Raw genomic sequence first — 26,755 nt, forward strand, 5'->3', positions numbered from 1 at the left:
CTTTCGTTCAAGTGGAGGCTGTTTAACTGCTGAGCATGATCCGTTTATGGCGCCCTGTCGGGGCGTTGCTGCAGAAGTCGTTGTTGCATGGCTTTTTTACGGTGTTCCTTGGTCGGGAACGCCGTTTTTTTTGCGCTTTTTATACGCAATACATATGTACCGCACAGGCGGTGGCAGGAGCGCTTATCTTTGCCGCTCCTTTGTAGTTCGTTTCTCGATGGATTTACGGCGCCTCCGTCATGGAGGCGCCGTCTTTTTCTACGGGCTTATCGAAGGCGCTGATCCCGGTGCCGCCTATCGAGGCAGACCTCAAGCCAGCGCGCGGAGTGCTGCTACCAGCTGTTCAACGTCTTTTGCCGACGTGGTGAATCCCGGCGTGATGCGGATGCACGTCCCACAGGCCGAGCCTTCCCGCGTCACTGCAAAAATGCCGTGCTCATCGAGCAGTCGCTTGACCATGAGTTCCTGATCCGCGTGACGGCTGAACCGGAAAGACGTGATGCCGCAATAGAGCCGAGGGTCGTCCGGGGTTAACACGTCGATGCCATCGATGCTGCGCGCTTGAGTCACCCACAGATCTCGCAGGTAGGCCAAACGTGCGCCTTTGGCCGGTGCGCCGCCCATGGCGCGATGCTCGGCGAAGACTTTGGGCAGGGTCATCAATGCCGGAATATTCGGCGTCCCGTAAGGCACGCGCCCAAGGATGTCGTCCGCACCATAGCGCTCGTCTGCCATGTCGGGATCGATGGCGCTCAGGCGGTCCTGCTTCACATAAATGAAGCCCAGGCTCAGCGGCGCGCCAATCCATTTCTGCAGGTTGAAGCCGGCGAACGACACGCCAAGGTCAGCCAGTTCGAAATCCAGCAGGCCCAAGGCATGGGCGCCATCCAGAATGACTTCGATGCCGTGGGCTTTGGCGAGCTCGGCGATGGCCTTCACCGGCATTACCAGCCCGGTCCGGTGGGTGACGTAAGTCAGCGCCACCAGCTTGAGCCGTGGATGTGCGGCAAAGGCGTCGCGGTAAGTTTGCAGCAGCGCATCATGGCTCGCAGGGTGCTGATGAGTGACCTCAATCACTTCCACGCCACGGTTTTTCGCCAGCCAGCGCATGCCGGTCTGTACGCTGTTGTAATCCAGGTCGCTGACCAGCACCTGGTCGCCTGCCACGAGCCCGTTGTAGTTGCGAATCAGCGCTTGCACCGACTCCGAGGCGGAGCGGGTGAGGGCGACTTCGCGGACGGGTACGTTCAGCAGATCGGCAAGGTCGGCGCGAATGATCTCGCTGTCGTCGGTATCGAACTTCTGCCGCACGTAGACCGAGTTGCTGCGATTGACGTAATCGAGGTTCTGCTCGTAATCCTTGAGTGCAGCGCGGGTCATGCGGCCAAAATAGCCGTATTCGAAATTGACCGGCCCAGGCTCCACGTCGTACTGCGCCGCGACCTGCTGCCAGAACCCTTCGTCCCGAGCCTGTTCATCCGCCAAATCCGTTATTGCGTATGCAGTGCTGTTCATCACGCGGCTCGCTTTTATCAATGGACGTTTAGTTGAAGCGTATTGGGGCTTTTGAGGGACCTGGACGCAAAGGCTCGCGAGGTCGGGTGCGCAAGGGGTCCAGCAGTGCCGAGAGACCGTTGTGATCAATCTCGTGCATGAGCGCCAGCAGGCTGCCCAGTTCCCCGGCGGGAAACCCCTGGCGGGCGAACCAGTTCAGGTAGTCCCCAGGCAAATCTGCCAGCAACCGACCCTGATACTTGCCGAACGGCATGTCGCGCGTGACCAACAGCTTGAGTTTCTCTGGATTCATTCAAAAACCGCTTATCCGTTCGAGTGAACCTGAAAGATACGTGCATTCTGCAATTGCTCAAACACACAGATCATGCATAAAGCGCGGCGCTACTGTCGCTTGATATTGTTAACTGATTGAAAAATATAGGTATTTAATGCCGCGGAAAGCTGGCATGCACAATGCAATATTCCCTCTATCGAGTGTTTCATTAACTAAACCTTTGATAAACCTGCCAGAAAGGAACCGCAAAATGTCGGATATCAACAAAGAAGCCATCTCTGTTCTGAATGACTTGATCGAGACCAGCATTGACGGTGAGAAAGGTTTTCACACTGCCGCTGAAGATGCCAAGAACCCGGAAATCAAGCGCTTACCTGCTTTCGCGCTCTTCCGGCTGCAAGACTTCGGTTGCCGAATTGCAAGCTGAGGTTCGCGCATTGGGCGGCGATCCAGAAGACTCCTCCAGCATCGCCGGCGGCGCACACCGTCTGTGGGTCAACCTGAAAAGCGCTTTGAGCGGCAAGAACGACGAAGCGGTCCTGAACGAAGTCGAAAGCGGCGAAGACCACGCCCTGAAGGCTTACAAAAAGGCTGCCCAGGAAGCTACCGAGAAAAACTTGCCAGTCAACGTGACTACCCTGATCCAGCGTCAGCTGCAGGGCGTGCAAGCGAACCACGACAAGGTCAAAGCCCTGCGTGACACCGTTCGTGCTGCCAACAAGTAATTTGCAGCAGGTTCGAAAAAACGCCAGCCAGTCTGGCGTTTCTTTATGTCTGCAGTTCGGCGGAAGGCGGGTCGTACGCTCCGACTTCTACCCGATTTCTGCCATTTCTTTTGGCGCGATACAGAGCCCGGTCAGCGGCTTGAAACAAAGCCCCGGGCAAGTCGTGGGTCACCGGCAGATGCGTGGCGACGCCGATGCTCACGGTGATGGGCGCTGTGTCATTGGCGAACGGCGGCAGCGCTTCGATTGCCAGACGCAGCTTTTCTGCGATAACGCAGGCACCTGCCTTGTCGGTCTCCGGTAGCACTACCATGAATTCCTCACCGCCGTAGCGCGCGGCCAGGTCACCCGGCCTGCGAATGCTGGCAGCCAGTGTCTGAGCAACACTGCGCAAGGCGACGTCGCCGCCATGATGCCCATGGCGGTCATTGAACGCCTTGAAGTGGTCTACGTCGATCATCAGGAGCGCCAAAGGTCGCCCTGAACGTATCCCGCGCGCCCATTCCTGCGCGAGCGCCTGATCCAGCCTGCGGCGATTAGCCAAACCCGTCAGCCCATCCGTGGACGCCAGACCAGCCAGTTCGCGCTCGGCGTTCTGGCGCAACCGCAGTTGGCGACCCAACAGCCACGACAGCGAAAGGATGCCGATACACAGCAGACCGGTGGCGCCCGCCACCAGCAGGGCATTGCGCTTCCACACGGCGTAGACATCATCCTGCGATTGAGCGACCACGACGATCAATGGCAAATCCCCGACCCTTGAGAACGTGTACAGCCGCTTGGCGCCGTCGAGTTCGGACACGGCGGCAAAGCTGCCGTTGACCTCGTCCAGGATGCGTTTGAAATTGGGACGCATACTGAAGTTCTGGCCGACAAAGGTGCGATTGTTTTCATCGGGTTGGCGGGCGAGCAGCACGCCATCTGCGCTGAGCAAGTTGACGGTGCTGGTGGGGCCGATGTCCAGCGTGCGAAACAGCTGGTTGAAATACGACAGGCGCATTGATGCACTGGCGATGCCGATGAACTGGCCTGTGTCGGAGGGGAGACGCCGACTGAAACTGATGCACAAGTCCCTGAAGCCCCAGCGCGACAGGAACGGTCCGTCTACCACCAGCGCCAGCGAACTGCTCTCCCGGTGTTTTTGAAAGCCTGGCCGATCAGAAAAGTTGTCCAGTCGAGGCGTTAGAGAAGTGGAATCGGCAACGATGCGCCCGGTTTCATCGAGCAGCACCAGATCGCCCTTGTAGGGCGCGGCCGTAGCCCGGTCGAACAGCACCAACTGCCGTAACTCCGGCGAAATCGTCATGACATCGGGTCGTCGCCATGCAGCGATCAGGCCCTGAAGAGAGGTGTCGTACAGCTCGGCGTTACGCTGCACATCCGCATCGATCAACTGCACCACGTTGTTCGCCGAGCGCACGGCGGCTTCGTTGGCGGTGCCCAGCTCCCGAAACAACAACCAGGTGACGATGGCCAGGATGGCTCCCACCGCCAGGGCGCTGCCCAGCATCAGCATCTTCTCGGACCCTGATCTGATCCCTCGCGCTAATGGAGGCATGGCTGTCAGTGGCATCGATCATCTCTGACGGGGAAGGAAAGCGTCGTGCAGCGGTAAGGCTTATTCGCCTTCGTCGAACTTGTTGTTGATCAGTTCTACCAGTCCCGCCAGCGCGGCATCGGCTTCGTCACCTTCGGTGGCCAGATGGATCAGGGTGCCCTTGCCGGCGGCGAGCATCATGACGGCCATGATGCTTTTACCATCGACCATGGTTTCCGGCGTGCGACCGACCCTGATCTGACACGGGTACTTGCCGGCGACACCCACGAATTTGGCGGCGGCCCGGGCATGCAGACCGAGCTTGTTGATGATGGTGATTTCTAGAGCGGGCATCGCGAGGGAGGTCCTTTCAGCTTAGGTCGCGGTGGCGGACCTGAACATTCTTGAGCGATTGCTGCAGCACCTGACCCAGACGTTCAGTCAGGTAGACAGAGCGGTGGTGTCCGCCGGTGCAGCCAATGGCAATAGTGACGTAGGCGCGGTTGCTGGCGGCGAAGCGCGGCAACCACTTATTGAGGTACGAAAAGATGTCCTGGAACATTTCCTCGACGTCCGGTTGAGCGGCCAGGTAATCGGCCACCGGCTTGTCGAGGCCCGACTGCTCACGCAGTTCGGGCTTCCAATACGGGTTCGGCAGGCAGCGCACGTCGAACACCAGATCGGCGTCCACGGGCATGCCACGCTTGAAGCCAAAGGATTCGATGAGGAAGGCAGTGCCCGGCTCGGGTTTGTTCAGCAGGCGCAACTTGAGGATGTCGCGCAACTGATAGAGATTCAGGTGCGTGGTGTCGACCGTCAGATCAGCCAGATCGATGATCGGACCCAGCAGGGTTTTCTCGTCACGGATCGCTTCGGCCAGCGAGCGCGTCGCCGTGCTCAGCGGATGACGGCGACGGGTCTCGGAAAAACGCTTGAGCAGGGTAGGTTCATCTGCATCGAGGAACAGCACGTCGCACTGGATGTGCCGCGCGCGAACCTCGGCGAGCATGCGCGGGAATCGCGTCAGGTGACTGGGCAGGTTGCGTGCATCGATCGAGACCGCCAGCAGGGGCTCAGCCAGTTCGGTGTTGATCAGCGCGCGTTCGGCTAGCTCCGGTAGCAGGCCGGCAGGCAGGTTGTCGACGCAGTAGAAACCGCTGTCTTCAAGGACATCGAGGGCCGTGCTCTTGCCGGAGCCGGAGCGGCCACTGACGATGATCATGCGCATGATCAGTGACCGTTCTGGACGTCGAGCACGACGTTGTAGAGCTCTTCAGCGGTTTTGGCACCGCGCAGCCGCTTACGCACCTCGGCCTGATCAAGCATGCTGGCGATCTGGCGCAGCAGTTCGAGGTGGGCATCGGTGGCCGCTTCCGGGACCAGCAACACAAACAGCAGGTCAACCGGAGCGCCGTCGATGGCGTCGAAATCGATAGGTTTTTCCAGATGCAGTACGGCGCTGACAGGCGTTGAGCAGCCCTTCAGCCGACAGTGGGGAATGGCGATGCCGTTACCGAATCCGGTAGAGCCGAGCTTTTCACGGGCAATAAGACTTTCAAACACCACCTGCTCATCAAGATCAGGCACTTGCTTGCTGATCACGTTGGCGATGTTTTGGAGTACGGCTTTTTGCTGCCGCCTGGCACGTTCACAAGTGAACGGCCAGGGGTCAGGATATTTTCAAGTCGGATCATGAGTGGGGAGTGTCAGCGAGCAGTCGCGCCTTGCAGCAGACTTTGCTGTTTTTCCTTATGTTTTTTGAGTTGGCGGTCAAGCTTGTCGGCAAGCAGGTCAATGGCTGCATACATGTCGTCGTGTTCGGCGTTGGCAACCACTTCAGCGCCAGGAACGTGCAGGGTGGCTTCGATTTTCTGCTTGAGCTTCTCGACCTCCATGGTGACCTGCACATTCGTGATCTTGTCAAAGTGGCGTTCCAATCGGGCGAGTTTCTCGCCGATGTAGGTACGCAGAGGTTCAGTCACTTCCAGCTGGTGTCCACTGATGTTGACTTGCATACAGCTTCTCCTTCGTTGCCAGTGCATTAAGAGGCAGGCGTAATGCCTGCCACTGGAACGCTTTGACGTGTGACCTTTACATCAGTCGCTTGCGCTCGCTGGACGGCGAGATCCCGAGGGATTCGCGGTACTTGGCGACTGTGCGACGGGCCACTTGAATGCCTTGTGCTTCCAGTAAACCAGCGATCTTGCTGTCACTCAACGGCTTTTTCTGATTTTCCGCGGCGACCAGTTTTTTGATGATCGCGCGAATCGCCGTGGACGAGCATTCGCCGCCTTCGGAGGTGCTGACGTGGCTGGAAAAGAAATATTTGAGTTCGTAAATCCCGCGCGGCGTGTGCATGAACTTCTGCGTGGTCACCCGGGAAATCGTCGATTCGTGCATGCCAACCGCTTCAGCAATGTCATGCAGAACCAGCGGCTTCATGGCCTCGTCCCCGTACTCCAGAAAGCCGCGCTGATGTTCGACGATCTGCGTGGCCACCTTCATCAGCGTCTCGTTGCGGCTCTGCAGGCTCTTGATGAACCAGCGCGCCTCTTGCAGCTGATTGCGCATGAACGTGTTGTCGGCACTGGTATCGGCGCGACGCACAAAGCCTGCATATTGCGGATTGACCCGCAGGCGCGGCACGGATTCCTGGTTCAGCTCCACCAACCAGCGCTCGTTGTCCTTGCGCACGATGACGTCAGGTACGACGTATTCGGGTTCGCTGGATTCGATCTGCGAGCCGGGGCGCGGGTTGAGACTCTGGACCAGCTCGATGACCTGGCGCAGGTCGTCTTCCTTGAGCTTCATGCGGCGCATCAGTTGCGCGTAGTCGCGGCTGCCCAACAGATCGATGTACTCGCTGACCAGCTTCTGCGCTTCTGCCAGCCACTTGGTTTTGGCCGGCAACTGGCGAAGTTGCAGCAGCAGGCATTCGCTCAGGTTGCGAGCGCCGATGCCCGCAGGCTCGAACTGCTGGATGCGGTGCAGAACGGCTTCGATTTCGTCCAGCTCGATATCGAGCTCGGGATCGAACGCGTCGAGCAATTCGTCGAGTGTTTCGTCGAGGTAGCCCTGGTTGTTGATGCAATCGATCAGGGTCACGGCGATCAGGCGATCGGTGTCCGACATCGGCGCCAGATTGAGCTGCCAGAGCAGGTGGCTTTGCAGGCTCTCGCCAACGGAGGTGCGGGTGGTGAAATCCCACTCGTCATCATCATTGCTGGGCAGGCTGCTGGCGCTGGTCTGATAGACGTCTTCCCACGCCGTGTCGACCGGCAGTTCGTTGGGGATGCGCTCGTTCCAGTCACCCTCATCCAGATTGTCGACGGTAGGCGCCGACTCCTGATAAGTGGGTTCCTGAACGTCAGCGTTGGGCTTTTGCTCTACGTTATCGGCCAAGGGGTCGGCGTTGTCGAAATCGTCGCCTTCCTCCTGCCGTTCCAGCATCGGGTTCGACTCCAGCGCCTCCTGAATTTCCTGTTGGAGATCCAGCGTCGACAACTGAAGCAAGCGGATTGCCTGTTGCAGCTGAGGTGTCATCGTCAGCTGCTGGCCCATTCTCAAGACTAGCGAAGGTTTCATGGCAGGGCTTAACACCTTATTCGCCGGCGCACTGCGCGCCATTTACTACCAGGGCGCCGATGGCGCCAACTTAAGCAAATTATATGCCTGAAGCTGGAGGGTTTGCCTAGAGTGTGATGACAATTAAAAAACGAGGTCGGCGATGGCATCCGTTACGGGAGGGCGCACGACCTCATGTCATCACTGCGGTTACAGGCGGAACTCGTGACCCAGATACACTTCCTTGACCAACTGGTTGGCCAGGATGGACTCGGCGTCGCCTTCGGCAATCAGCTGGCCATCGTTGACGATGTAGGCGGTTTCGCAGATATCCAGCGTTTCACGCACGTTGTGGTCAGTGATCAGCACGCCGATCCCTTTGGCCTTGAGGTGGTGAATGATCTGCTTGATGTCGCCTACGGAAATAGGGTCAACACCGGCAAACGGTTCGTCGAGCAGAATGAATTTCGGCGAAGTGGCGAGGGCGCGTGCAATTTCCACACGGCGACGTTCCCCGCCCGACAGGCTCATGCCCAGGTTGTCGCGGATGTGGGTGATGTGAAATTCCTGCAGCAGGCTTTCCAGCTCTTTGCGGCGGGCCGCGCGATCAAGCTCCTTGCGAGTCTCAAGGATCGCCATGATGTTGTCCGAGACGGAGAGCTTGCGAAAGATCGACGCTTCCTGTGGCAGGTAGCCAATACCGGCACGGGCGCGGCCGTGCATCGGCTGGTGGCTGACATCCTGGTCGTCGATCAGCACGCGCCCCTGATCCGCCTGAACCAGGCCGACGATCATGTAGAAGCAGGTGGTCTTGCCAGCGCCGTTGGGGCCGAGCAGGCCAACGATCTGGCCGCTCTCGATGGACAGGCTGACGTCACGTACGACCTGGCGGCTTTTATAGGCCTTGGCCAGGTGTTGGGCTTTCAGCGTTGCCATTACTGGGCCTTCTGCTGGTCGGTTTTCTTTTTCGGCTGGATGACCATGTCAATGCGAGGGCGTGGTGCGGTGACCTTGGTGCCGTTGGCGCGGCCGGCGTTCACGACCTGCTTGACGGTGTCATAGACAATTTTCTCGCCTTCGGACGTGTTGCCGTCGTTGACCACTTTGGCTTTGTCGATCAGCACGATGCGGTTCTGCGCCGCGAAGTATTGAATAGTGACACCCCAGGCCTGAACGATCGGCTTGTCCACCGATGGCTTCTGCTCGTAGTAGGCCAGGTTGCCCACGGACGTGAACACGTCCACGTCGCCTTGCGGCGTGCGGGTGATGGTCACAGTGTTGCCGGTGATCTTCATCGTGCCCTGGGTGATGATGACATTGCCTTTGTACGTGGCGATGCCTTGCTTGTCGTCCAGCTGCGCGTCATCCGACTGGATGTGGATGGGTTGATCGCGATCCGTCGGCAGAGACCAGGCGCTCGCGCTTCCCAGTGCTGCGCCCAGGCCGAGCAAAAAGGAAGGGTTTTAACGAGCCTCATACTGTCCTCTTACGTTGGATAGCAGGTTCATCCTGCTTTCTTTCAGATACGCTTTCATACCCGTGCCGGTCGTTACACCGCCAAGGCCGTCGATTCTAACGGGTTGGGCAGTCTCCGCATATTGCTTCTGCGGGAATACAGTCATGCGGCTGCTTGTGATGATAGTGGTGCGGTTCTTTTCGTCGGTGCGGTTGATGCGCACCGAGTCGATCAGCTCGACGTGATCACCGCCCGGCGACACTTCGGCGCGAACGCTCTGTACGTGCCACGGGAAGGTCGAACCTCGATACATCTGCAGCACCGGCGTGGTCATCAGGGTGACGTCGGTGGCTTTGAGGTGCTCGACCTTGTCGGCGGTCATGTCGTACTGCATGGTCCCGTCGGGCAGGTACTGAATGCTGTGGGCGTTGGTCGCATAGTAATCGACAGCGCTTTCATCCACGGCAGCCTTGGGTTGATCGAGGAAGCTCTCCGGACTGATGTTCCAGTAGCCGACCGCTGCCAGCAGCAGTGCCAGCACGCCGAACAGCAGAAATGTTCGAAACTTTTTGCTCAGCATAAATGCACTTCTATAGGTAGGCGGCGTGAGCCGCTTCGAGGTTGCCCTGAGCTTTCAGGATCAACTCGCAGAATTCGCGGGCAGCGCCTTCGCCGCCACGTGCCTGGGTGGTGCCGTGGGCATGCTCGCGGACGAAGCCGGCAGCGTTGGCAACGGCCATGCCCAGACCGACCCGGCGAATGACCGGCAGATCAGGCAAGTCATCACCCAGATACGCGACGTGCTCGTAGCTTAGATTCAGTTGCTGCAAAAGCTCGTCGAGGACCACGAGTTTGTCTTCGCGGCCCTGATAAAGATGTGCGATGCCGAGGTTCTTCGCCCGCCGCTCAACCACGGGGGTCTTGCGTCCGCTGATGATGGCGGTGGTAACGCCCGAGTTGATGAGCATCTTGATGCCCTGGCCATCGAGCGTGTTGAACGTCTTGAATTCGCTACCGTCTTCGAGGAAGTACAGGCGCCCGTCGGTGAGCACGCCATCGACATCGAAGATCGCCAGTTTGATGTTCTTGCCGCGTTGCATCAGGTCATTCATATCGGCGCTCATTTACATGACTCCTGCGCGGAGCAGGTCTTGAAGGTTGAACGCGCCAACAGGGCGATCGTTCTCGTCGACCACGATGAGTGCGCCGATCTTGTTGTCTTCCATGATTTTCAGGGCTTCGGCCGCGAGCATCTCCGGGCGCACGGTCTTGCCATGGACGGTCATCACTTCATCGATACTGGCCTGGCGGATGTCGATCGGGCGATCCAGGGTGCGACGCAAATCACCGTCCGTGAAGATACCGGCAAGGCGGCCATCGCTCTCGATGATGGCGGTCATGCCCAGCCCCTTGCGGGTCATTTCCATCAGCGAATCGCGAAGCGGCGTGCCCCGCGCAACCTGCGGGAGGTCGACGCCAGTGTGCATGACATGCTCGACCTTCAACAGCAGCCGACGACCCAGCGCACCGCCCGGGTGGGAAAAGGCGAAGTCTTCGGCGGTGAAGCCTCTGGCGTCCAGCAGCGCCACGGCCAAGGCGTCGCCCATGACCAGCGCCGCCGTGGTGGAGGAGGTGGGCGCCAGATTCAGCGGGCAGGCTTCTTTTTCGACCCGCGCATTGAGGTTGACGTCTGCGGCCCTGGCCAGCGTTGACTCCGGGTTGCCGGTCAGGCTGATCATCTTGATGCCCAGGCGCTTGATCAGCGGAAGCAGCGTGACGATTTCAGCCGTCGTGCCCGAATTGGACAGGGCCAGAATGATGTCGGCGCTGGTGATCATGCCCATGTCGCCGTGGCTGGCTTCGGCCGGGTGCACGAAAAACGAAGGGGTGCCGGTGCTGGCAAGGGTGGCGGCGATCTTCTTGCCGATATGCCCGGACTTGCCCATGCCGACCACGACTACGCGGCCCTGGCTGCCCAGGATCATGTCGCACGCGCTGACGAAATCGGCATTGATGTGCGCAAGCAAACCTTCCACTGCTTCTATTTCAAGGCGGATGGTGCTCTGTGCCGATTCAATCAGATTGCGCGCAGTGGACATATCGGAAGGGGTCGCTTGGTGAAAAGCCGGGGATTATAGCGGCAATGTTCAAAAGCCTCACGCTTCATCGGTGCTGTTTGTTTAATGAAGGGACACGTCCTTCAGCAACTGCGTGATAAAGGCTGGCGAAGGATAAGAAAATTCCACACCGTCCTTAATACTCTTCTTTGTTTGCGACTTGACACGTTGGAGCTTGGGCGGCGTGCGACAGCGGTGGTATAGTCCGCCGCTTGTTCGGCCCCTCCAAAAGTGTGTCGTTCGTCAAGAACGCGGCATCTGAGAGACAGGTTGCATCGCAAGGAGTTTAGATGAGTGCCGATAACGCCTACGCGGTCGAGCTGAAGGGCGTTTCCTTCAAGCGCGGTGCGCGCAGCATCTTCAATAATGTGGACATCCGCATCCCCCGGGGCAAAGTCACCGGCATCATGGGGCCGTCGGGCAGTGGCAAGACCACTCTGCTGCGATTGATGGGAGCACAACTGCGTCCGAGCGCAGGTGAAGTCTGGGTCAATGGCCAGAATTTGCCGAAACTCTCGCGCAGCGATCTTTTCGATGCGCGCAAGCAGATGGGCGTGCTCTTTCAGAGCGGCGCGCTGTTCACCGATCTCGACGTTTTCGAAAACGTGGCGTTCCCGCTGCGGGTTCACACCAAGCTGCCTGAAGACATGATCCGCGACATCGTCCTGCTGAAACTGCAGGCGGTCGGACTTCGTGGCGCAGTCGATCTGATGCCCGACGAATTGTCGGGTGGCATGAAGCGCCGTGTTGCGCTGGCGCGTGCCATCGCGCTGGACCCCCAGATCCTCATGTATGACGAACCCTTCGTCGGCCAGGACCCGATCGCCATGGGCGTGCTGGTTCGTCTGATCCGGCTGCTGAACGATGCGCTCGGCATCACCAGTATCGTGGTGTCCCACGACCTCGCCGAGACCGCCAGCATCGCCGACTACCTCTATGTCGTGGGTGACGGTCAGGTGCTGGGGCAGGGCACGCCGCAGGAACTGATGGAGTCGGATAACCCTCGTATACGTCAGTTCATGACGGGTGATCCCGACGGGCCGGTGCCTTTCCATTATCCGGCGCCGGATTATCGCGACGATCTTTTGGGGAAGCGCTGATGCGCAGAAAGTCTTTAATGGATCGCGTACGCCTGATGGGGCGTTCGGCGATCGATATAGTTGCAGTGCTGGGTCGTTCAGGGATTTTTCTGGTTCATGCGTTGCTTGGGCGCGGCGGAATTGGCGGCGGTTTTCAGCTGCTGGTTCGTCAGCTGCACTCTGTGGGCGTCATGTCCCTGGCCATTATTGTCGTGTCCGGCGTGTTCATCGGCATGGTGCTGGCGTTGCAAGGCTTCAGCATTCTTGCCAAGTATGGCTCTGAACAGGCTGTGGGGCAGATGGTTGCTCTGACGCTGCTGCGTGAACTCGGGCCGGTCGTTACTGCTCTATTGTTCGCCGGTCGTGCAGGCTCTGCTCTGACCGCTGAAATCGGCAACATGAAATCCACCGAGCAGCTGTCCAGCCTCGAGATGATCGGCGTTGACCCGCTCAAATACATCGTTGCGCCGCGTCTGTGGGCCGGCTTCATCTCGCTGCCGGTACTGGCACTGATTTTCAGTGTGGTGGGTATTTGGGGTGGTTCGTGGGTGGCGGTCGACTGGCTGGGCGTCTACGAAGGCTCCTTCTGGGCCAACATGCAGAACAGCGTTTCGTTTTCCGATGATGTACTCAACGGTGTCATCAAGAGCGTCGTGTTCGCTTTTGTCGTCACCTGGATTGCCGTGTTCCAGGGCTACGACTGCGAGCCCACGTCCGAAGGGATCAGTCGCGCCACGACCAAGACCGTGGTCTACGCCTCGTTGGCCGTACTGGGCCTGGACTTTATTATGACCGCCTTGATGTTTGGAGACTTCTGATGCAAAACCGCACCCTCGAAACCGGTGTAGGCCTGTTTCTGCTGGCCGGGATCCTGGCTTTGCTCCTGCTCGCCCTGCGCGTCAGCGGTCTGAGCGCCAGCGCCACCAACGACAGTTATAAACTTTATGCAAATTTCGACAATATCGCCGGTTTGACTGTCAGAGCGAAAGTGACCATGGCCGGTGTGACCATCGGCAAGGTCACTGCAATCGATCTGGATCACGATACCTTCACCGGTCGTGTGACGATGGAAGTGGACAAGCGGGTCAACAACCTGCCTTCGGATTCCACCGCTTCCATCCTGACCGCAGGCCTGCTGGGTGAAAAATACGTCGGCATCAGTGTCGGTGGCGATGACCAGCTGTTGAAAGACGGCGGCGTCATCCATGACACCCAGTCCTCGTTGGTACTCGAAGACCTGATCGGTAAATTCCTGCTCAATTCAGTGGGCAAAGACGCCAAATGAGGAGTTTTTTCATGATCTCGATTCTGCGCCGTGGCCTTCTGGTGCTACTGGCCGCCCTGCCTTTGTTCGCCAACGCAGCAGCGTCCGATTCCGCTCACGATCTGGTTGATCGCACCACCAAACAATTGTTGGCCGATCTGTCCGCCAACAAGGAAACCTACAAGTCCAATCCCCAAGCCTTTTACGACGCACTTAACGGCATCGTTGGCCCTGTCATCGACGCTGACGGCATCTCCAAAAGCATCATGACCGTGAAGTATTCGCGCAACGCCACCCCGGCGCAGATGCAACGCTTCCAGGAAAACTTCAAGCGTAGCCTGATCCAGTTCTATGGCAACGCGCTGCTCGAGTACAACAACCAGGGCATCACGGTTTCTCCGGCCAAGCAGGAAGCGGCTGATCGCACGTCCGTTGACATGTCCGTCAAGGGCAACAACGGAGCGGTCTACCCTGTTTCCTACACCCTCGTGAAAATCGGCGGTGAATGGAAAGTCCGGAACGTGATCATCAACGGCATCAACATCGGCAAGCTGTTCCGCGATCAGTTCGCTGACGCCATGCAGCGCAACGGTAACAACCTGGACAAAACCATTGACGGTTGGGCTGGCGAAGTCGCCAAGGCCAAGGAGACCTCCGAAGCCTCCAGCGACAAGGTCGTCAAATGAGTCAAGCGTCCGTCACTGCCGCTGGCGCCGGAGAGCTGATGCTCTCCGGCGTGATCGACTACCGGACCGGTCCGGCCTTGCGTGAGCAGGGTGCCGCGCTGATCAAGTCAAATACCGCAGCGACCCTGACACTGGATTGCTCCGGCGTCGAAAAGTCCAGCAGTGTCGGCCTGGCTTTGCTTCTTGCGTTCATGCGTGATGCGCAGGCCGCTGGCAAGTCAGTCACCGTCCGGGCGTTGCCTGAAGACATGCAGGAAATCGCCAAGGTCTCTGAGCTGACTGAGCTGTTGCAGCATCATTAATTGCTTTCATCGATCAAGCCCCTCGTCCGGCCCCTGCAAAGTAGGGTTCGCAACGAGAGGGCTTTTTTGTATGATGGCCGACCCGCGCGCGTAGGGCGCCGATAGAGGTTAAGCATGCAGGCCGTAGAAGTTAAAAGCTTCCTGGAAGCTAAGTTGCCAGATATCCAGGTCGAAGTTGAGGGCGAAGGCTGCAATTTCCAGCTGAACGTAATCAGCGATGAACTGGCCGCACTGAGCCCGGTCAAGCGCCAGCAGCAGATCTACACGCATTTGAACCCATGGATCGCCGATGGCAGCATCCACGCGGTCACCATGAAATTTTTCAGCCGCGCTGCATGGGCCGAGCGCACCTGAGCCAACACGGCGTCGAGATTCCAATGGATAAACTGATTATTACTGGCGGCATTCGTCTTGACGGCGAAATCCGCATCTCCGGGGCGAAAAACTCTGCCCTGCCGATTCTCGCAGCCACGCTGCTGGCTGATGGCCCTGTGACCGTCGCCAACCTGCCGCACCTGCACGACATCACCACCATGATCGAGCTGTTCGGTCGCATGGGCATCGAGCCGATCATCGACGAGAAGCTCAGCGTCGAAATCGACCCGCGCACCATCAAGACCCTGGTCGCTCCGTACGAGCTGGTGAAGACCATGCGTGCGTCGATCCTCGTGCTGGGCCCGATGGTTGCCCGTTTCGGTGAAGCCGAAGTGGCGCTGCCTGGCGGTTGCGCCATTGGTTCACGTCCGGTCGATCTGCACATCCGTGGTCTTGAAGCCATGGGTGCGGTCATCGACGTCGAAGGCGGCTATATCAAGGCCAAGGCGCCGGAAGGCGGCCTGCGTGGCGCGAACTTCTTCTTCGACACCGTCAGCGTGACCGGTACCGAGAACATCATGATGGCCGCTGCACTGGCCAACGGCCGCAGCGTCCTGCAAAACGCCGCCCGTGAGCCTGAAGTCGTCGACCTGGCGAACTTCATCAACGCCATGGGCGGTAAAGTCTCTGGCGCCGGCACCGACACCATCACCATTGATGGCGTCAAACGCTTGGGTTCGGCGACCTATCGCGTCATGCCCGACCGTATCGAAACCGGCACCTATCTGGTGGCGGCGGCGGCAACCGGCGGCCGTGTTAAACTCAAGGACACCGACCCGACGATTCTCGAAGCCGTACTCGAGAAGCTTCGTGAATCCGGCGCCGAGATCACCACCGGCAAGGACTGGATCGAGCTGAACATGCACGGCAAACGTCCGAAAGCGGTCAATGTGCGCACTGCGCCGTACCCGGCTTTCCCGACTGACATGCAGGCGCAGTTCATCTCGCTGAACGCCATCGCCGAAGGCACCGGTGCGGTCATCGAGACCATCTTCGAAAACCGCTTCATGCACGTGTATGAAATGCACCGCATGGGCGCGCAGATTCAGGTCGAAGGCAACACCGCAATCGTCACCGGCTGCACCAAGCTCAAGGGCGCGCCAGTCATGGCGACCGACCTGCGTGCTTCGGCAAGCCTGGTCATTTCGGCGTTGGTTGCCGAAGGCGATACGCTGATCGACCGCATCTATCACATCGACCGTGGTTACGAGTGCATCGAAGAAAAACTGCAGATGCTGGGCGCGAAGATCCGTCGCGTTCCGGGCTAGTCAGCTGCTGCGCGTTCGCCCGGGTCAATGTCATCGACGCGGGCGACGTGTCTGGCCATCGCGCCAAGACTTTCTGATTCGTTTCACTCCGGCTTCTTGAGCCGGGGTTGCCGGGCGCCAGTCGCGACCCGGCACGCGCTGCTGATAAGGACTGACGTTTCCCATGTTGACCATCGCACTGTCCAAGGGCCGTATCCTCGACGACACTTTGCCGCTGCTCGCTGCTGCGGGCATCGTGCCAACCGAGAATCCGGACAAGAGCCGCAAGCTGATCATCCCCACGACCCAGGCCGACGTGCGCTTGCTGATTGTGCGGGCTACCGACGTGCCGACCTATGTCGAGCATGGCGCTGCGGATCTCGGCGTCGCAGGCAAGGACGTGCTGATGGAGTACGGCGGTCAGGGGCTGTATGAGCCGCTTGACCTGCAAATCGCCCAGTGCAAGCTGATGACTGCAGGCGCAGTTGGCGCCGTCGAACCCAAGGGCCGGCTGCGCGTTGCAACCAAGTTCGTCAATGTTGCCAAGCGCTACTACGCCGAACAGGGCCGTCAGGTCGACATCATCAAGCTGTACGGCTCCATGGAGCTCGCGCCGTTGGTGGGTCTGGCCGACAAGATCATCGACGTCGTCGACACCGGTAACACACTGCGTGCCAACGGCCTCGAACCCCAGGACATGATTGCCCACATCAGTTCGCGTCTGGTAGTGAATAAGGCATCCATGAAAATGCAGCACGCCCGCATTCAGTCGCTGATCGACACCCTGCGCACTGCCGTGGAGTCGCGACACCGCGGTTGACTGTTTCGCGTGACCCTCAACGGGATCACGCCCAGCTATCCGTGTCATAGCCAAATTTCTCAGGTGCCCGCGCGGATGGCTTGCTAGCTTAGGCATCTGCCTATCCTTGCAACTGAAATCGCCACCTGAGAAATCGCCATCATTGAGGCCCACGCTATGACCACTCCCAACGCTATTCGCCGACTCAACGCTGCCGATCCGGACTTTGCCCGTCATCTGGATCATCTACTGAGCTGGGAAAGTGTGTCTGACGACTCGGTCAATGAGCGTGTGCTGGACATCATCAAGAACGTGCGCGAGCGCGGCGATGCGGCGCTGGTGGAGTACACCCGCCGTTTCGACGGCCTGGACGTGGCGTCGATGGCGGACCTGATCCTGCCGCGCAAGCGTCTGGAGCTGGCACTGACCCGCATCACGCCCGCCCAGCGCCAGGCCCTCGAGAAAGCAGCTGACCGTGTGCGCAGTTACCACGAGCGGCAGAAGCAGGATTCCTGGAGCTACACCGAAGCTGACGGCACCGTGCTCGGCCAGAAGGTCACTCCGCTGGATCGCGCCGGGCTTTACGTCCCGGGCGGTAAAGCGTCTTACCCGTCTTCGGTGTTGATGAACGCCATTCCGGCCAAAGTCGCCGGCGTGGGCGAGGTGGTCATGGTCGTACCAACCCCGCGCGGTGAGCTCAACGAGCTGGTACTGGCGGCGGCCTGCATCGCCGGCGTCGATCGCGTGTTCACCATCGGCGGCGCGCAGGCAGTTGCGGCGCTGGCGTATGGCACTGAAAGCGTCCCGAAAGTGGACAAGGTTGTGGGGCCGGGCAACATCTATGTGGCCACTGCCAAGCGTCACGTCTTTGGTCAGGTGGGCATCGACATGATCGCCGGCCCGTCGGAGATTCTGGTGGTATGCGACGGCCAGACCGATCCGGACTGGATCGCCATGGACCTGTTCTCCCAGGCCGAGCACGATGAAGACGCCCAAGCGATTCTGGTTAGCCCCGACGCCGACTTCCTCGACCGCGTCGCGGCCAGCATCGCCAAATTGATGCCGACGATGGAGCGCGCGGAAATCATTCAGACCTCGATCAATGGCCGCGGCGCCTTGATCAAAGTCGCCGACATGACTCAGGCCATTGAAGTCGCCAACCGGATTGCGCCGGAGCACCTGGAGTTGTCGGTGGCAGATCCTGAGGCCTGGCTGCCGCAGATTCGCCACGCCGGCGCGATCTTCATGGGCCGTCACACCTCCGAAGCGCTGGGCGACTACTGCGCCGGTCCCAACCACGTGTTGCCAACGTCGGGCACCGCACGGTTCTCCTCGCCCTTGGGCGTGTACGATTTCCAGAAGCGCTCATCGATCATTTTCTGCTCGGAGCAGGGCGCGTCCGAGCTGGGCAAAACGGCCTCGGTGCTGGCACGCGGCGAGTCATTGACCGCCCACGCCCGCAGCGCCGAATACCGCATCGTCGACACCGAACAAGAGGGCAACTGAACATGAGCAAATTCTGGAGTCCCTTCGTCAACGACCTGGTGCCGTATGTGCCGGGCGAGCAGCCCAAGCTGACCAAGCTGGTGAAGCTCAACACCAATGAAAACCCCTATGGCCCGTCGCCCAAGGCGATCGATGCCATGCGTGCTGCAATCAGTGACGAACTGCGTCTATACCCCGACCCCAACAGCGATCTGCTGAAGCAGGCGGTGGCGCGTTATTACGGCGTCGACGCCAGTCGCGTGTTCCTCGGCAACGGTTCGGACGAAGTACTGGCCCACGCCTATAACGCGTTTTTCCGGCAGGATAAGCCGCTGCTGTTTCCGGACATCAGCTACAGCTTCTATCCGGTGTACTGCGGCCTGTATGGCGTCGATTACGAAGCCGTGCCGCTGGACGAGCAGTTTCAGATTCGCGTCGAAGATTACGCGCGTCCCAATGGCGGCATCATTTTCCCGAACCCGAATGCACCCACGGGCTGTCTGCTGCCCCTTGATGCCGTCGAGCAGATCCTCAAGAACAGCCCGGATTCAGTGGTGATCGTCGACGAGGCGTATATCGACTTCGGTGGCGAAACCGCGATCAGTCTGGTGGACCGCTATCCGAACCTGCTGGTCACTCAAACGCTGTCCAAATCGCGCTCCCTCGCCGGGTTGCGAGTGGGCCTCGCGGTGGGGCATCCGGACCTGATTGAAGCGCTGGAGCGGGTCAAGAACAGCTTTAACTCGTATCCCCTGGACCGCATGGCCATTGTCGGCGCAGCAGCGGCATTCGATGACCGTGAGTATTTCGAGCACACCTGCCAGCGCGTCATTGCCAGCCGTGAAGCGCTGGTCGAGCAGTTGGAGGGCAAGGGCTTTGAGGTGCTGCCCTCGGCGGCGAACTTCATTTTCGCCCGCCACCCTCAGCATGACGCTGCCGGTCTGGCAGCGAAGGTGCGGGAGCAGGGCGTGATCGTGCGCCACTTCAAGCAGGCGCGCATTGCGCAGTTCCTGCGCATCACCATCGGCACGCCTGAACAGAACCAGGCGCTGGTGGATGCGTTGGGGGATTTGTCGAACTGAGTTGACGGTTGCCTAACGGCAACCGATCAATTCTCCGCCGCAGGCGCCGTCGTCTGCGGTGGGCGCACACCCACCTCGGCGTTCAGTTTCAGTTCCTTGCCGTTGCGCATGACCTCAATGGCGATCTTGTCAGTCGGCTTGGTGCGGGCCACCTGATTCATTGAACGACGGCCATCACCTGCCGGTTCGCCGTTGATGCTCAAGATCACATCACCCAGTTGCAAACCTGCCTTCTGCGCCGGGCCGTCGCGGAAGATCCCGGCGACCACGATGCCCGGACGATCCTTAAGCCCGAACGATTCAGAAAGCTCCTCGGTTAGCGGCTGTACCTCGATGCCCAACCAGCCGCGAATCACCTGACCGTGCTCGATGATCGACTTCATCACCTCCAGGGCCAGCTTGGTCGGGATCGCAAAACCGATACCTTGGGAGCCACCGGACTTTGAAAAGATCGCCGTGTTGATCCCTGTCAGGTTGCCGTTGGCGTCCACCAGCGCGCCGCCCGAGTTACCGGGGTTGATCGCCGCGTCGGTCTGAATGAAATCTTCGTAGGTGTTGAGGCCCAGTTGGTTGCGTCCGGTGGCACTGATGATGCCCATGGTCACGGTCTGGCCAACCCCGAACGGGTTACCGATGGCCAATGCAACGTCGCCGATGCGGATGGCATCAGAACGGCCGAGGGTAATGGAGGGCAGGTTCTTCAGATCAATCTTCAGGACCGCAAGATCGGTCTCGGGGTCGCTGCCGACGACTTTGGCAATCGTCTCGCGGCCATCCTTGAGCGCCACGACAATCTGGTCCGCACCAGAGGTCACGTGGTTGTTGGTCAGCAGGTAGCCTTCCGGACTCATGATTACGGCCGATCCCAGGCTCGACTGCATGCGCTTTTGTTTAGGCAGGTTGTCGCCGAAGAAACGACGGAACTGCGGGTCGTCGAACAGTGGATGGTTGGGTTTATTGTTGTTATTGACCATCTTGGTCGTGTACAGATTGGCCACGGCGGGGGCGGCGCTGCTGACGGCGTCCGCGTACGACACCGGGCCTTGTTGCACGAAGGTCTGCTGCGGCGCTTGTTGCAGGTTCACGTCCTGGCTTGGAAGTCCGACCCACTCGGGGTAGCGCTGGATAATCAATAAAGCGATAAGCACGCCAGCGAGCAAGGGCCAGCCGAGAAAACGCAGCGCTTTAAACATTGAGCGGAGTCCTGAAGGTAGAAGCGCCTAGCTGCGCCATAATGGCCGGCATTATACGAGGACCGACACGGTCTGGACTGCATATTTAGGAGACTTTTATGGCGGTTGCCTTGAGCACCCTGGTTGAAGAAGCGGACCGTTATCTCGGGAGCGCGCGGATTCAGGATTATTGCCCCAACGGCCTGCAGGTCGAGGGTCGGCCGCAGGTCAGCCGAATCGTCTCCGGCGTCACCGCCAGTCAGGCGCTGCTGGACGCGGCGGTGGAGGCCAATGCCGATCTGGTGCTGGTTCATCACGGCTATTTCTGGAAGGGCGAGAATCCCTGCATTACCGGCATGAAACAGCGCCGGTTGAAGACGCTGCTCAAGCACGACATCAGCCTGCTGTCCTATCACTTGCCCCTCGACCTTCATGCCGAAGTGGGCAATAACGTTCAGTTGGCCCAGCAGTTGGAGATCACCGTCGAAGGGCCGCTGGACCCGGACAATCCGCGCATCGTCGGGTTGGTCGGCTCACTCAGCGAGGCCATGACACCGCGGGACTTCGCCCGTCGTGTGCAGAGTGCGTTGGGGCGCGAGCCGCTGCTGATCGAGGGCGATGGCATGGTTCGCCGGGTCGGCTGGTGCACCGGGGGCGGGCAGGGCTACATCGATCAAGCCGTGCTGGCCGGCGTGGACCTGTATTTGAGCGGCGAGGCGTCCGAGCAGACCTTTCACAGCGCGCGGGAAAACGGTATCAGCTTCATCGCCGCCGGCCATCACGCCACCGAGCGGTATGGTGTGCAGGCCCTGGGCGATTATCTGGCGCGGCGCTTTGCCCTGGAGCATCTGTTCATCGACTGTCCGAACCCGATTTAGCAAGTTCGGAGGTCCAAAGCCTGAGCTATATGGTTAGATCGTTTCGATCTATCCCCGCCGCTGAATAGAATCAGGCCCCATGATAAAGTGCCTCGCTCGATAGAGCCCGCAGGCTCTCCATACATGTACGTTATCCCGTGAGTAACCATGGTCGACAAACTGACGCATCTGAAACAGCTGGAGGCGGAAAGCATCCACATCATCCGCGAGGTCGCTGCCGAGTTTGATAACCCGGTGATGCTGTACTCCGTCGGTAAAGACTCTGCCGTGATGCTGCATCTAGCGCGCAAGGCCTTCTTTCCGGGCAAGCTGCCGTTCCCGGTGATGCACGTCGACACCCGCTGGAAATTCCAGGAGATGTACCGCTTCCGCGACAAGATGGTCGAGGAGATGGGCCTGGACCTGATCGTGCACGTGAACCCGGAAGGTGTCGCGCAGGGTATCAACCCGCTGACCCACGGCAGCTCGAAGCACACCGATATCATGAAAACCCAGGGCCTCAAACAGGCCCTCGACAAGCACGGCTTCGATGCCGCGTTTGGCGGCGCCCGTCGTGACGAAGAGAAATCCCGCGCCAAAGAGCGCGTGTATTCCTTCCGTGACACCAAGCACCGCTGGGACCCGAAGAACCAGCGTCCCGAGCTGTGGAATGTTTATAACGGCAACGTCAACAAAGGCGAGTCGATCCGCGTGTTCCCGCTCTCCAACTGGACCGAGCTGGACATCTGGCAGTACATCTACCTCGAAGGCATCCCGATCGTCCCGCTGTATTTCGCCGCCGAGCGCGAAGTCATCGAGATGAACGGCACCTGGATCATGATCGACGACGACCGCCTGCGTAATCACCTGTCCGACGAGGACAAGAAGCGCATCGTCAAGAAGAAGGTCCGCTTCCGCACACTGGGCGACTACCCGTTGACGGGCGCTGTCGAGTCCGAGGCCACCAGCCTCACCGACATCATTCAGGAAATGCTCCTGACGCGAACTTCCGAGCGCCAGGGCCGGGTCATCGACCACGATGGCGCCGGCTCCATGGAAGAAAAGAAACGTCAGGGTTATTTCTAATTAGGGTGTCTGAACATGTCGCATCAATCTGAATTGATCAGCGAGGACATCCTCGCCTATCTGGGCCAGCATGAACGCAAGGAAATGCTGCGTTTCCTGACCTGTGGCAACGTCGACGACGGCAAGAGCACGTTGATCGGGCGTCTGCTGCACGATTCCAAGATGATCTATGAAGATCATCTGGAAGCCATCACCCGTGACTCGAAAAATCCGGCACCACCGGCGATGAAGTCGATCTGGCGCTGCTGGTCGACGGCCTGCAGGCCGAGCGCGAGCAGGGCATCACCATCGATGTCGCGTACCGTTACTTCTCCACCGCCAAGCGCAAATTCATCATCGCCGACACCCCCGGCCATGAGCAGTACACCCGCAACATGGCCACCGGTGCGTCCACCTGTGACCTGGCGATCATTCTGGTCGACGCCCGCTACGGCGTGCAGACCCAGACCAAGCGCCACAGCTACATCGCCTCGTTGCTGGGCATCAAGCACATCGTGGTCGCCATCAACAAGATGGACCTCAACGGCTTCGACGAGAAAGTCTTCGAGCAGATCAAGGCTGATTACCTGGCGTTCGCCGACCGCATTGCGCTGAAGCCGACCACCATGGAATTCGTGCCGATGTCGGCCCTCAAGGGCGACAACGTGGTCAACCGCAGCGAGCGTTCGCCGTGGTACACCGGCAAGTCGCTGATGGAGATTCTCGAAACCGTCGAGATCGCCAACGACCGCAATTTCACCGACCTGCGTTTCCCGGTGCAGTACGTCAACCGTCCCAACCTGAACTTCCGCGGTTTCGCCGGCACCCTGGCGAGCGGCATCGTGCACAAGGGCGATGAAGTGGTTGTGCTGCCGTCCGGCAAGAGCAGCCGCGTGAAATCCATCGTCACCTTCGAAGGCGAGCTGGAGCATGCGGGCCCGGGTCAGGCGGTGACGCTGACCATGGAAGACGAGATCGACATCTCCCGTGGCGACCTGTTGGTGCATGCGGACAACGTCCCGCAGGTGGCCGACGCCTTCGACGCCATGCTGGTGTGGATGGCTGAAGAGCCGATGCTGCCGGGCAAGAAATACGACATCAAACGCGCCACGTCCTACGTGCCGGGTTCGATTGCCAGCATCACCCATCGTGTTGACGTGAACACGCTGGAAGAAGGCCCTGCCAGTTCGCTGCAGCTGAATGAAATCGGTCGCGTGAAGATCGCACTGGACGCGCCGATCGCCCTCGACGGCTACGACAGCAACCGCACGACGGGGGCGTTCATCGTCATCGACCGTTTGACCAACGGCACCGTGGCGGCCGGCATGATCATCGCCAAACCGGTGGTGGCGGGTGGCGGCAGTCATCACGGCGCGCCGGCCCATGTGTCCGCAGAAGAGCGCGCTCAGCGCTTCGGCCAGAAGCCGGCGACCGTGCTGTTCAGCGGTCTGTCGGGTGCAGGCAAGAGCACGCTGGCGTATGCCGTAGAGCGCAAGCTGTTCGACATGGGCCGTGGGGTGTTCGTTCTTGATGGCCAGAATCTGCGTCACGACGTCAACAAGGGCTTGCCGCAAGATCGCGCCGGTCGCACCGAGAACTGGCGTCGTGCCGCCCACGTTGCGCGTCAGTTCAACGAAGCGGGCCTGCTGACCCTCGCGGCGTTCGTCGCGCCGGACGCGGGCGGTCGGCAGAATGCCAAGGCGCTGATCGGCGATGATCGATTGATCACCGTGTACGTTCAGGCGTCGCCACAGGTCTGTCGCGAGCGTGATCCGCAAGGGCTCTATGCCGCCGACAAGGACAACATCCCGGGTGAATCCTTCCCGTATGACGTCCCGCTTGACGCCGACCTGGTCATCGACACGCAGTCGCTGAATGTCGAAGAAAGCGTCAAGCAAGTGCTGGATCTGCTGCGGACCCGTGGCGTGATCTAAACGCCGCTTGCCCAACAAGAAGCCCGCCAGTGATGGCGGGTTTTTTGTTTCCGGCCCATTGCGGATCACGGCCAACCACTCGCCACAAAAAGCCCGCCCCTGATCACCTCAGGGGCGGGCTTTCTGTGAAACGGGTTGGCTATTTCTTCAAACCGTAATGCTCATCCAGCATGCCCGGGGAATCAGCCGACTTGGGCGCGTAGTCCTTCGGCGGTTCAGCGGCGGTGCGTGGTGGCGTCAGGCGGTCGCGGTGTGGATGGAGCGCGTCAGGGTGCAGCGCGGCGAGCAGTCGTTGACGGGTGATGTCGTCGGTGGCCAGACGGTTGGCGCCTTCGGCCAGATGCTCCTGGACATCGTGGTAGCTTTGCGACAGCTTCTGCACCAGATTGGCCGTGCTGTTGAAGTGGGTGATCACCTCGTTCTGATACGTATCGAAACGCTCCTGAACGTCATCCAGCTGGCGCTGAGTCCCGTTAGGCACGGCATTGGGCAGCGCGCGCGCCACGAAGAAACCGATGATCACACCAACCACCAGGGCGATGGTCGGCAGCAACCAAACTAAGAGCGAGTAATCCACGAGTCCTTCCTCTATAAACGGCTTTGCTTTACGTTAACGGCTCGAACCTGCGCTGTATAGCGGCGACGCGTCGCCAGCCTGCCAGCCACAGACAATCAGCTAGACGAGTCGACCCAATTGAAGGTCACGGAGTTCATTCTTGCTCATGCGTGAGACCCCTGTATTCATCGACGGCCCGGTGGGCCAACTCGAAGCGTTGTACCTCGATCTGGACGAGGCCAAAGGCATCGCGCTGATATGCCATCCTAACCCGGTTCAGGGCGGCACCATGCTCAATAAAGTGATTTCGACACTGCAGCGCACTGCGCGCGATGCCGGCCTGATCACCCTGCGCTTCAACTATCGTGGCGTTGGCGCCAGCGCCGGCAGCTCGGACATGGGGAGGGCGAAGTCGACGACGCACAGGCTGCCGCGACGTGGCTGCGGGATAAACATCCCGATCTGCCCATGACCTTGTTCGGTTTTTCCTTCGGTGGTTTCGTGGCGGCTACCCTGGGCGGGCGTCTTGAGGCTGAAGGCGAAACCCTGAAGCATTTGTTCATGGTTGCGCCTGCCGTGATGCGCATCGCCAACGTGGACGCATTGCCGCAGAAGGGCGCGCTGACGCTCATTCAGCCGGAAACCGACGAAGTCGTTGACCCACAACGTGTGTACGCGTGGTCTGACACGCTTCAGCGCCCCCATGAGCTGCTGAAAGTGGCAGAATGCGGGCACTTTTTCACGGCAAGCTGACCGATCTCAAGGATCTGATTCTGCCGCGCCTTTCGAATTGATCGCAGCACCCAAAATAAGCGACTCGCCATGACCACTCGTATCCTCACCGGTATCACCACCACCGGCACACCGCATCTTGGCAACTACGCCGGTGCCATCCGCCCGGCCATCGTTGCCAGCCGCCAAAGCGATGCCGACTCTTTCTACTTCCTGGCTGACTACCACGCGCTGATCAAATGCGATGACCCGCTGCGCATTCAGCGCTCGCGTCTGGAAATCGCCGCGACCTGGCTCGCGGCAGGGCTGGACGTCGAGCGCGTCACGTTCTATCGCCAGTCCGACATTCCGGAAATCCCCGAGCTGACCTGGCTGTTGACCTGCGTGGCCGGCAAGGGCTTGCTCAACCGCGCCCACGCCTACAAGGCGTCGGTGGACAAGAACGTCGAAGCCGGTGAAGACCCGGACGCCGGCATCACCATGGGCCTGTTCAGCTACCCGGTGCTGATGGCCGCCGACATCCTGATGTTCAACGCCCATCAAGTGCCGGTCGGCCGTGATCAGATCCAGCACGTCGAAATGGCGCGCGACATCGGTCAGCGCTTCAATCACCTGTTCGGCAACGGCAAAGAGTTCTTCGTGATGCCCGAAGCACTGATCGAAGAGAGCGTCGCGACCCTGCCTGGCCTGGACGGTCGCAAGATGTCGAAGAGCTACGACAACACCGTGCCGCTGTTCACCAGCGCCAAAGACATGAAGGAAGCAATATCCCGCATCGTCACTGACTCGCGCCTGCCGGGGAAGCCAAGGATCCGGAGACGTCGCATCTGTTCACGCTGTACCAGGCATTCGCCACTAAAGAGCAAGGCGACGAGTTCCGCTCCGACCTGTTGCAGGGATTGGGTTGGGGGATGCCAAGCAGCGCCTGTTCC

The 26,755-nt window shown here is 59.7% G+C and carries 25 protein-coding genes and 6 pseudogenes; 16 read left to right on the forward strand and 15 right to left on the reverse strand.

Annotation, left to right across the window (positions count from 1 at the left end):
* Positions 1-309 precede the first annotated feature (309 nt).
* Together JN403_RS09310 and JN403_RS09315 are read right to left on the reverse strand one after the other, a co-directional pair.
* Positions 310-1,515 carry an aminotransferase class V-fold PLP-dependent enzyme gene (locus tag JN403_RS09310; RefSeq protein WP_205486807.1) on the reverse strand — a complete coding sequence of 402 codons (1,206 nt, stop codon included), beginning with the start codon at positions 1,513-1,515 and terminating at the stop codon, positions 310-312.
* Positions 1,516-1,543: 28 nt separating this feature from the next.
* Positions 1,544-1,807: a DUF3820 family protein gene (locus JN403_RS09315; protein WP_122535899.1), complete on the reverse strand. Its 264-nt coding sequence runs from the start codon at positions 1,805-1,807 to the stop codon at positions 1,544-1,546.
* 232 nt (positions 1,808-2,039) lie between these two features.
* Here JN403_RS09315 and JN403_RS09320 point away from each other — a divergent pair.
* Positions 2,040-2,514 (forward strand): annotated as a pseudogene (locus JN403_RS09320) (PA2169 family four-helix-bundle protein).
* Between the two features lie 43 nt (positions 2,515-2,557).
* On the opposite strand, the gene JN403_RS09325 reads toward JN403_RS09320, so the two are convergent.
* From JN403_RS09325 to JN403_RS09375, 11 genes and pseudogenes are all read right to left on the reverse strand, one after another.
* On the reverse strand, positions 2,558-4,030 hold the full coding sequence (locus JN403_RS09325) for a sensor domain-containing diguanylate cyclase (protein WP_205486808.1): 1,473 nt from the start codon (positions 4,028-4,030) through the stop codon (positions 2,558-2,560).
* A 102-nt stretch (positions 4,031-4,132) separates the two neighbouring features.
* Positions 4,133-4,405, reverse strand: coding sequence for an HPr family phosphocarrier protein (locus JN403_RS09330; protein ID WP_122535902.1), 273 nt, complete (start codon positions 4,403-4,405; stop codon positions 4,133-4,135).
* 16 nt (positions 4,406-4,421) lie between these two features.
* Positions 4,422-5,279 (reverse strand): RNase adapter RapZ, encoded by an 858-nt coding sequence (gene rapZ, locus JN403_RS09335; RefSeq protein ID WP_205486809.1) that lies wholly within the window; start codon positions 5,277-5,279, stop codon positions 4,422-4,424.
* Positions 5,280-5,281: 2 nt separating this feature from the next.
* A pseudogene (ptsN, locus tag JN403_RS09340) lies at positions 5,282-5,745 on the reverse strand (PTS IIA-like nitrogen regulatory protein PtsN).
* 12 nt (positions 5,746-5,757) lie between these two features.
* Entirely contained in the window at positions 5,758-6,066 is a 309-nt protein-coding gene (gene raiA, locus JN403_RS09345) for a ribosome-associated translation inhibitor RaiA (protein ID WP_037014798.1), read from the reverse strand.
* A gap of 76 nt (positions 6,067-6,142) precedes the next feature.
* Entirely contained in the window at positions 6,143-7,636 is a 1,494-nt protein-coding gene (locus JN403_RS09350) for an RNA polymerase factor sigma-54 (RefSeq protein ID WP_122622499.1), read from the reverse strand.
* A 189-nt stretch (positions 7,637-7,825) separates the two neighbouring features.
* Complete coding sequence (gene lptB, locus JN403_RS09355) at positions 7,826-8,551, reverse strand: LPS export ABC transporter ATP-binding protein (RefSeq protein WP_074884367.1); 726 nt, start codon at positions 8,549-8,551, stop codon at positions 7,826-7,828.
* Positions 8,551-9,092: pseudogene (gene lptA, locus JN403_RS09360) on the reverse strand (lipopolysaccharide transport periplasmic protein LptA). Before lptA ends, lptB begins: the two are co-directional and overlap by 1 nt.
* Positions 9,079-9,651 (reverse strand): LPS export ABC transporter periplasmic protein LptC, encoded by a 573-nt coding sequence (gene lptC, locus JN403_RS09365; RefSeq protein WP_037014789.1) that lies wholly within the window; start codon positions 9,649-9,651, stop codon positions 9,079-9,081. The pseudogene lptA and the gene lptC overlap by 14 nt, the downstream one beginning before the upstream one ends.
* A 10-nt stretch (positions 9,652-9,661) precedes the next feature.
* Positions 9,662-10,195, reverse strand: a complete 534-nt coding sequence (locus JN403_RS09370; protein ID WP_074884370.1) for an HAD family hydrolase — start codon at positions 10,193-10,195, stop codon at positions 9,662-9,664.
* Positions 10,196-11,170, reverse strand: coding sequence for a KpsF/GutQ family sugar-phosphate isomerase (locus tag JN403_RS09375; RefSeq protein WP_122535906.1), 975 nt, complete (start codon positions 11,168-11,170; stop codon positions 10,196-10,198). It abuts the gene before it with no gap.
* Between the two features lie 308 nt (positions 11,171-11,478).
* Here JN403_RS09375 and JN403_RS09380 point away from each other — a divergent pair, with 308 nt between their 5' ends.
* From JN403_RS09380 to hisC, 10 genes are all read left to right on the forward strand, one after another.
* The gene (locus JN403_RS09380; protein ID WP_122535907.1) at positions 11,479-12,288 is read left to right on the forward strand and encodes an ATP-binding cassette domain-containing protein; all 810 of its coding nucleotides are present in this window, start codon (positions 11,479-11,481) and stop codon (positions 12,286-12,288) included.
* Complete coding sequence (mlaE, locus tag JN403_RS09385) at positions 12,288-13,085, forward strand: lipid asymmetry maintenance ABC transporter permease subunit MlaE (protein WP_122535908.1); 798 nt, start codon at positions 12,288-12,290, stop codon at positions 13,083-13,085. The genes JN403_RS09380 and mlaE overlap by 1 nt, the downstream gene beginning before the upstream one ends.
* Positions 13,085-13,552, forward strand: a complete 468-nt coding sequence (gene mlaD / locus JN403_RS09390) for an outer membrane lipid asymmetry maintenance protein MlaD (protein WP_122535909.1) — start codon at positions 13,085-13,087, stop codon at positions 13,550-13,552. The genes mlaE and mlaD overlap by 1 nt, the downstream gene beginning before the upstream one ends.
* An 11-nt stretch (positions 13,553-13,563) precedes the next feature.
* Positions 13,564-14,217, forward strand: coding sequence for an ABC transporter substrate-binding protein (locus JN403_RS09395; protein ID WP_037014772.1), 654 nt, complete (start codon positions 13,564-13,566; stop codon positions 14,215-14,217).
* Positions 14,214-14,519: an STAS domain-containing protein gene (locus tag JN403_RS09400; RefSeq protein WP_172609597.1), complete on the forward strand. Its 306-nt coding sequence runs from the start codon at positions 14,214-14,216 to the stop codon at positions 14,517-14,519. The genes JN403_RS09395 and JN403_RS09400 overlap by 4 nt, the downstream gene beginning before the upstream one ends.
* Before the next feature lie 114 nt (positions 14,520-14,633).
* Complete coding sequence (locus JN403_RS09405) at positions 14,634-14,873, forward strand: BolA family protein (protein WP_065992095.1); 240 nt, start codon at positions 14,634-14,636, stop codon at positions 14,871-14,873.
* Positions 14,874-14,896: 23 nt separating this feature from the next.
* A complete protein-coding gene (gene murA, locus JN403_RS09410; protein WP_122536135.1) occupies positions 14,897-16,162 on the forward strand; it encodes a UDP-N-acetylglucosamine 1-carboxyvinyltransferase in 1,266 nt (421 codons plus the stop codon).
* A gap of 163 nt (positions 16,163-16,325) precedes the next feature.
* Entirely contained in the window at positions 16,326-16,961 is a 636-nt protein-coding gene (gene hisG, locus JN403_RS09415) for an ATP phosphoribosyltransferase (protein ID WP_065992096.1), read from the forward strand.
* Positions 16,962-17,117: 156 nt separating this feature from the next.
* Positions 17,118-18,446, forward strand: coding sequence for a histidinol dehydrogenase (gene hisD, locus JN403_RS09420; protein WP_205486810.1), 1,329 nt, complete (start codon positions 17,118-17,120; stop codon positions 18,444-18,446).
* A gap of 2 nt (positions 18,447-18,448) precedes the next feature.
* Positions 18,449-19,507, forward strand: coding sequence for a histidinol-phosphate transaminase (hisC, locus tag JN403_RS09425; protein WP_205486811.1), 1,059 nt, complete (start codon positions 18,449-18,451; stop codon positions 19,505-19,507).
* A gap of 26 nt (positions 19,508-19,533) precedes the next feature.
* On the opposite strand, the gene algW is transcribed toward hisC, so the two are convergent.
* On the reverse strand, positions 19,534-20,700 hold the full coding sequence (gene algW / locus JN403_RS09430) for a Do family serine endopeptidase AlgW (protein WP_122535914.1): 1,167 nt from the start codon (positions 20,698-20,700) through the stop codon (positions 19,534-19,536).
* Between the two features lie 98 nt (positions 20,701-20,798).
* Here algW and JN403_RS09435 point away from each other — a divergent pair, with 98 nt between their 5' ends.
* The 3 genes and pseudogenes from JN403_RS09435 to cysN all read left to right on the forward strand — a co-directional run bounded on the left by JN403_RS09435 (position 20,799) and on the right by cysN (position 24,535).
* Positions 20,799-21,557 carry a Nif3-like dinuclear metal center hexameric protein gene (locus JN403_RS09435; RefSeq protein ID WP_205486812.1) on the forward strand — a complete coding sequence of 253 codons (759 nt, stop codon included), beginning with the start codon at positions 20,799-20,801 and terminating at the stop codon, positions 21,555-21,557.
* 147 nt (positions 21,558-21,704) lie between these two features.
* Positions 21,705-22,622, forward strand: a complete 918-nt coding sequence (cysD, locus tag JN403_RS09440; protein WP_122535916.1) for a sulfate adenylyltransferase subunit CysD — start codon at positions 21,705-21,707, stop codon at positions 22,620-22,622.
* A 15-nt stretch (positions 22,623-22,637) separates the two neighbouring features.
* Positions 22,638-24,535, forward strand: a pseudogene (cysN, locus tag JN403_RS09445) (sulfate adenylyltransferase subunit CysN).
* A gap of 139 nt (positions 24,536-24,674) precedes the next feature.
* On the opposite strand, the gene JN403_RS09450 reads toward cysN, so the two are convergent.
* Positions 24,675-25,112: a DUF1043 family protein gene (locus JN403_RS09450; RefSeq protein WP_122535918.1), complete on the reverse strand. Its 438-nt coding sequence runs from the start codon at positions 25,110-25,112 to the stop codon at positions 24,675-24,677.
* A gap of 145 nt (positions 25,113-25,257) precedes the next feature.
* Between JN403_RS09450 and JN403_RS09455 the strand changes: the two are divergent.
* Positions 25,258-25,885, forward strand: a pseudogene (locus JN403_RS09455) (alpha/beta fold hydrolase).
* A gap of 28 nt (positions 25,886-25,913) precedes the next feature.
* A pseudogene (gene trpS, locus JN403_RS25410) lies at positions 25,914-26,731 on the forward strand (tryptophan--tRNA ligase); the annotation flags it as partial.
* Positions 26,732-26,755 lie beyond the last annotated feature (24 nt).

The organism is Pseudomonas sp. 15A4 (genome assembly GCF_016925575.1).
In the GTDB taxonomy this organism is placed as follows: domain Bacteria; phylum Pseudomonadota; class Gammaproteobacteria; order Pseudomonadales; family Pseudomonadaceae; genus Aquipseudomonas.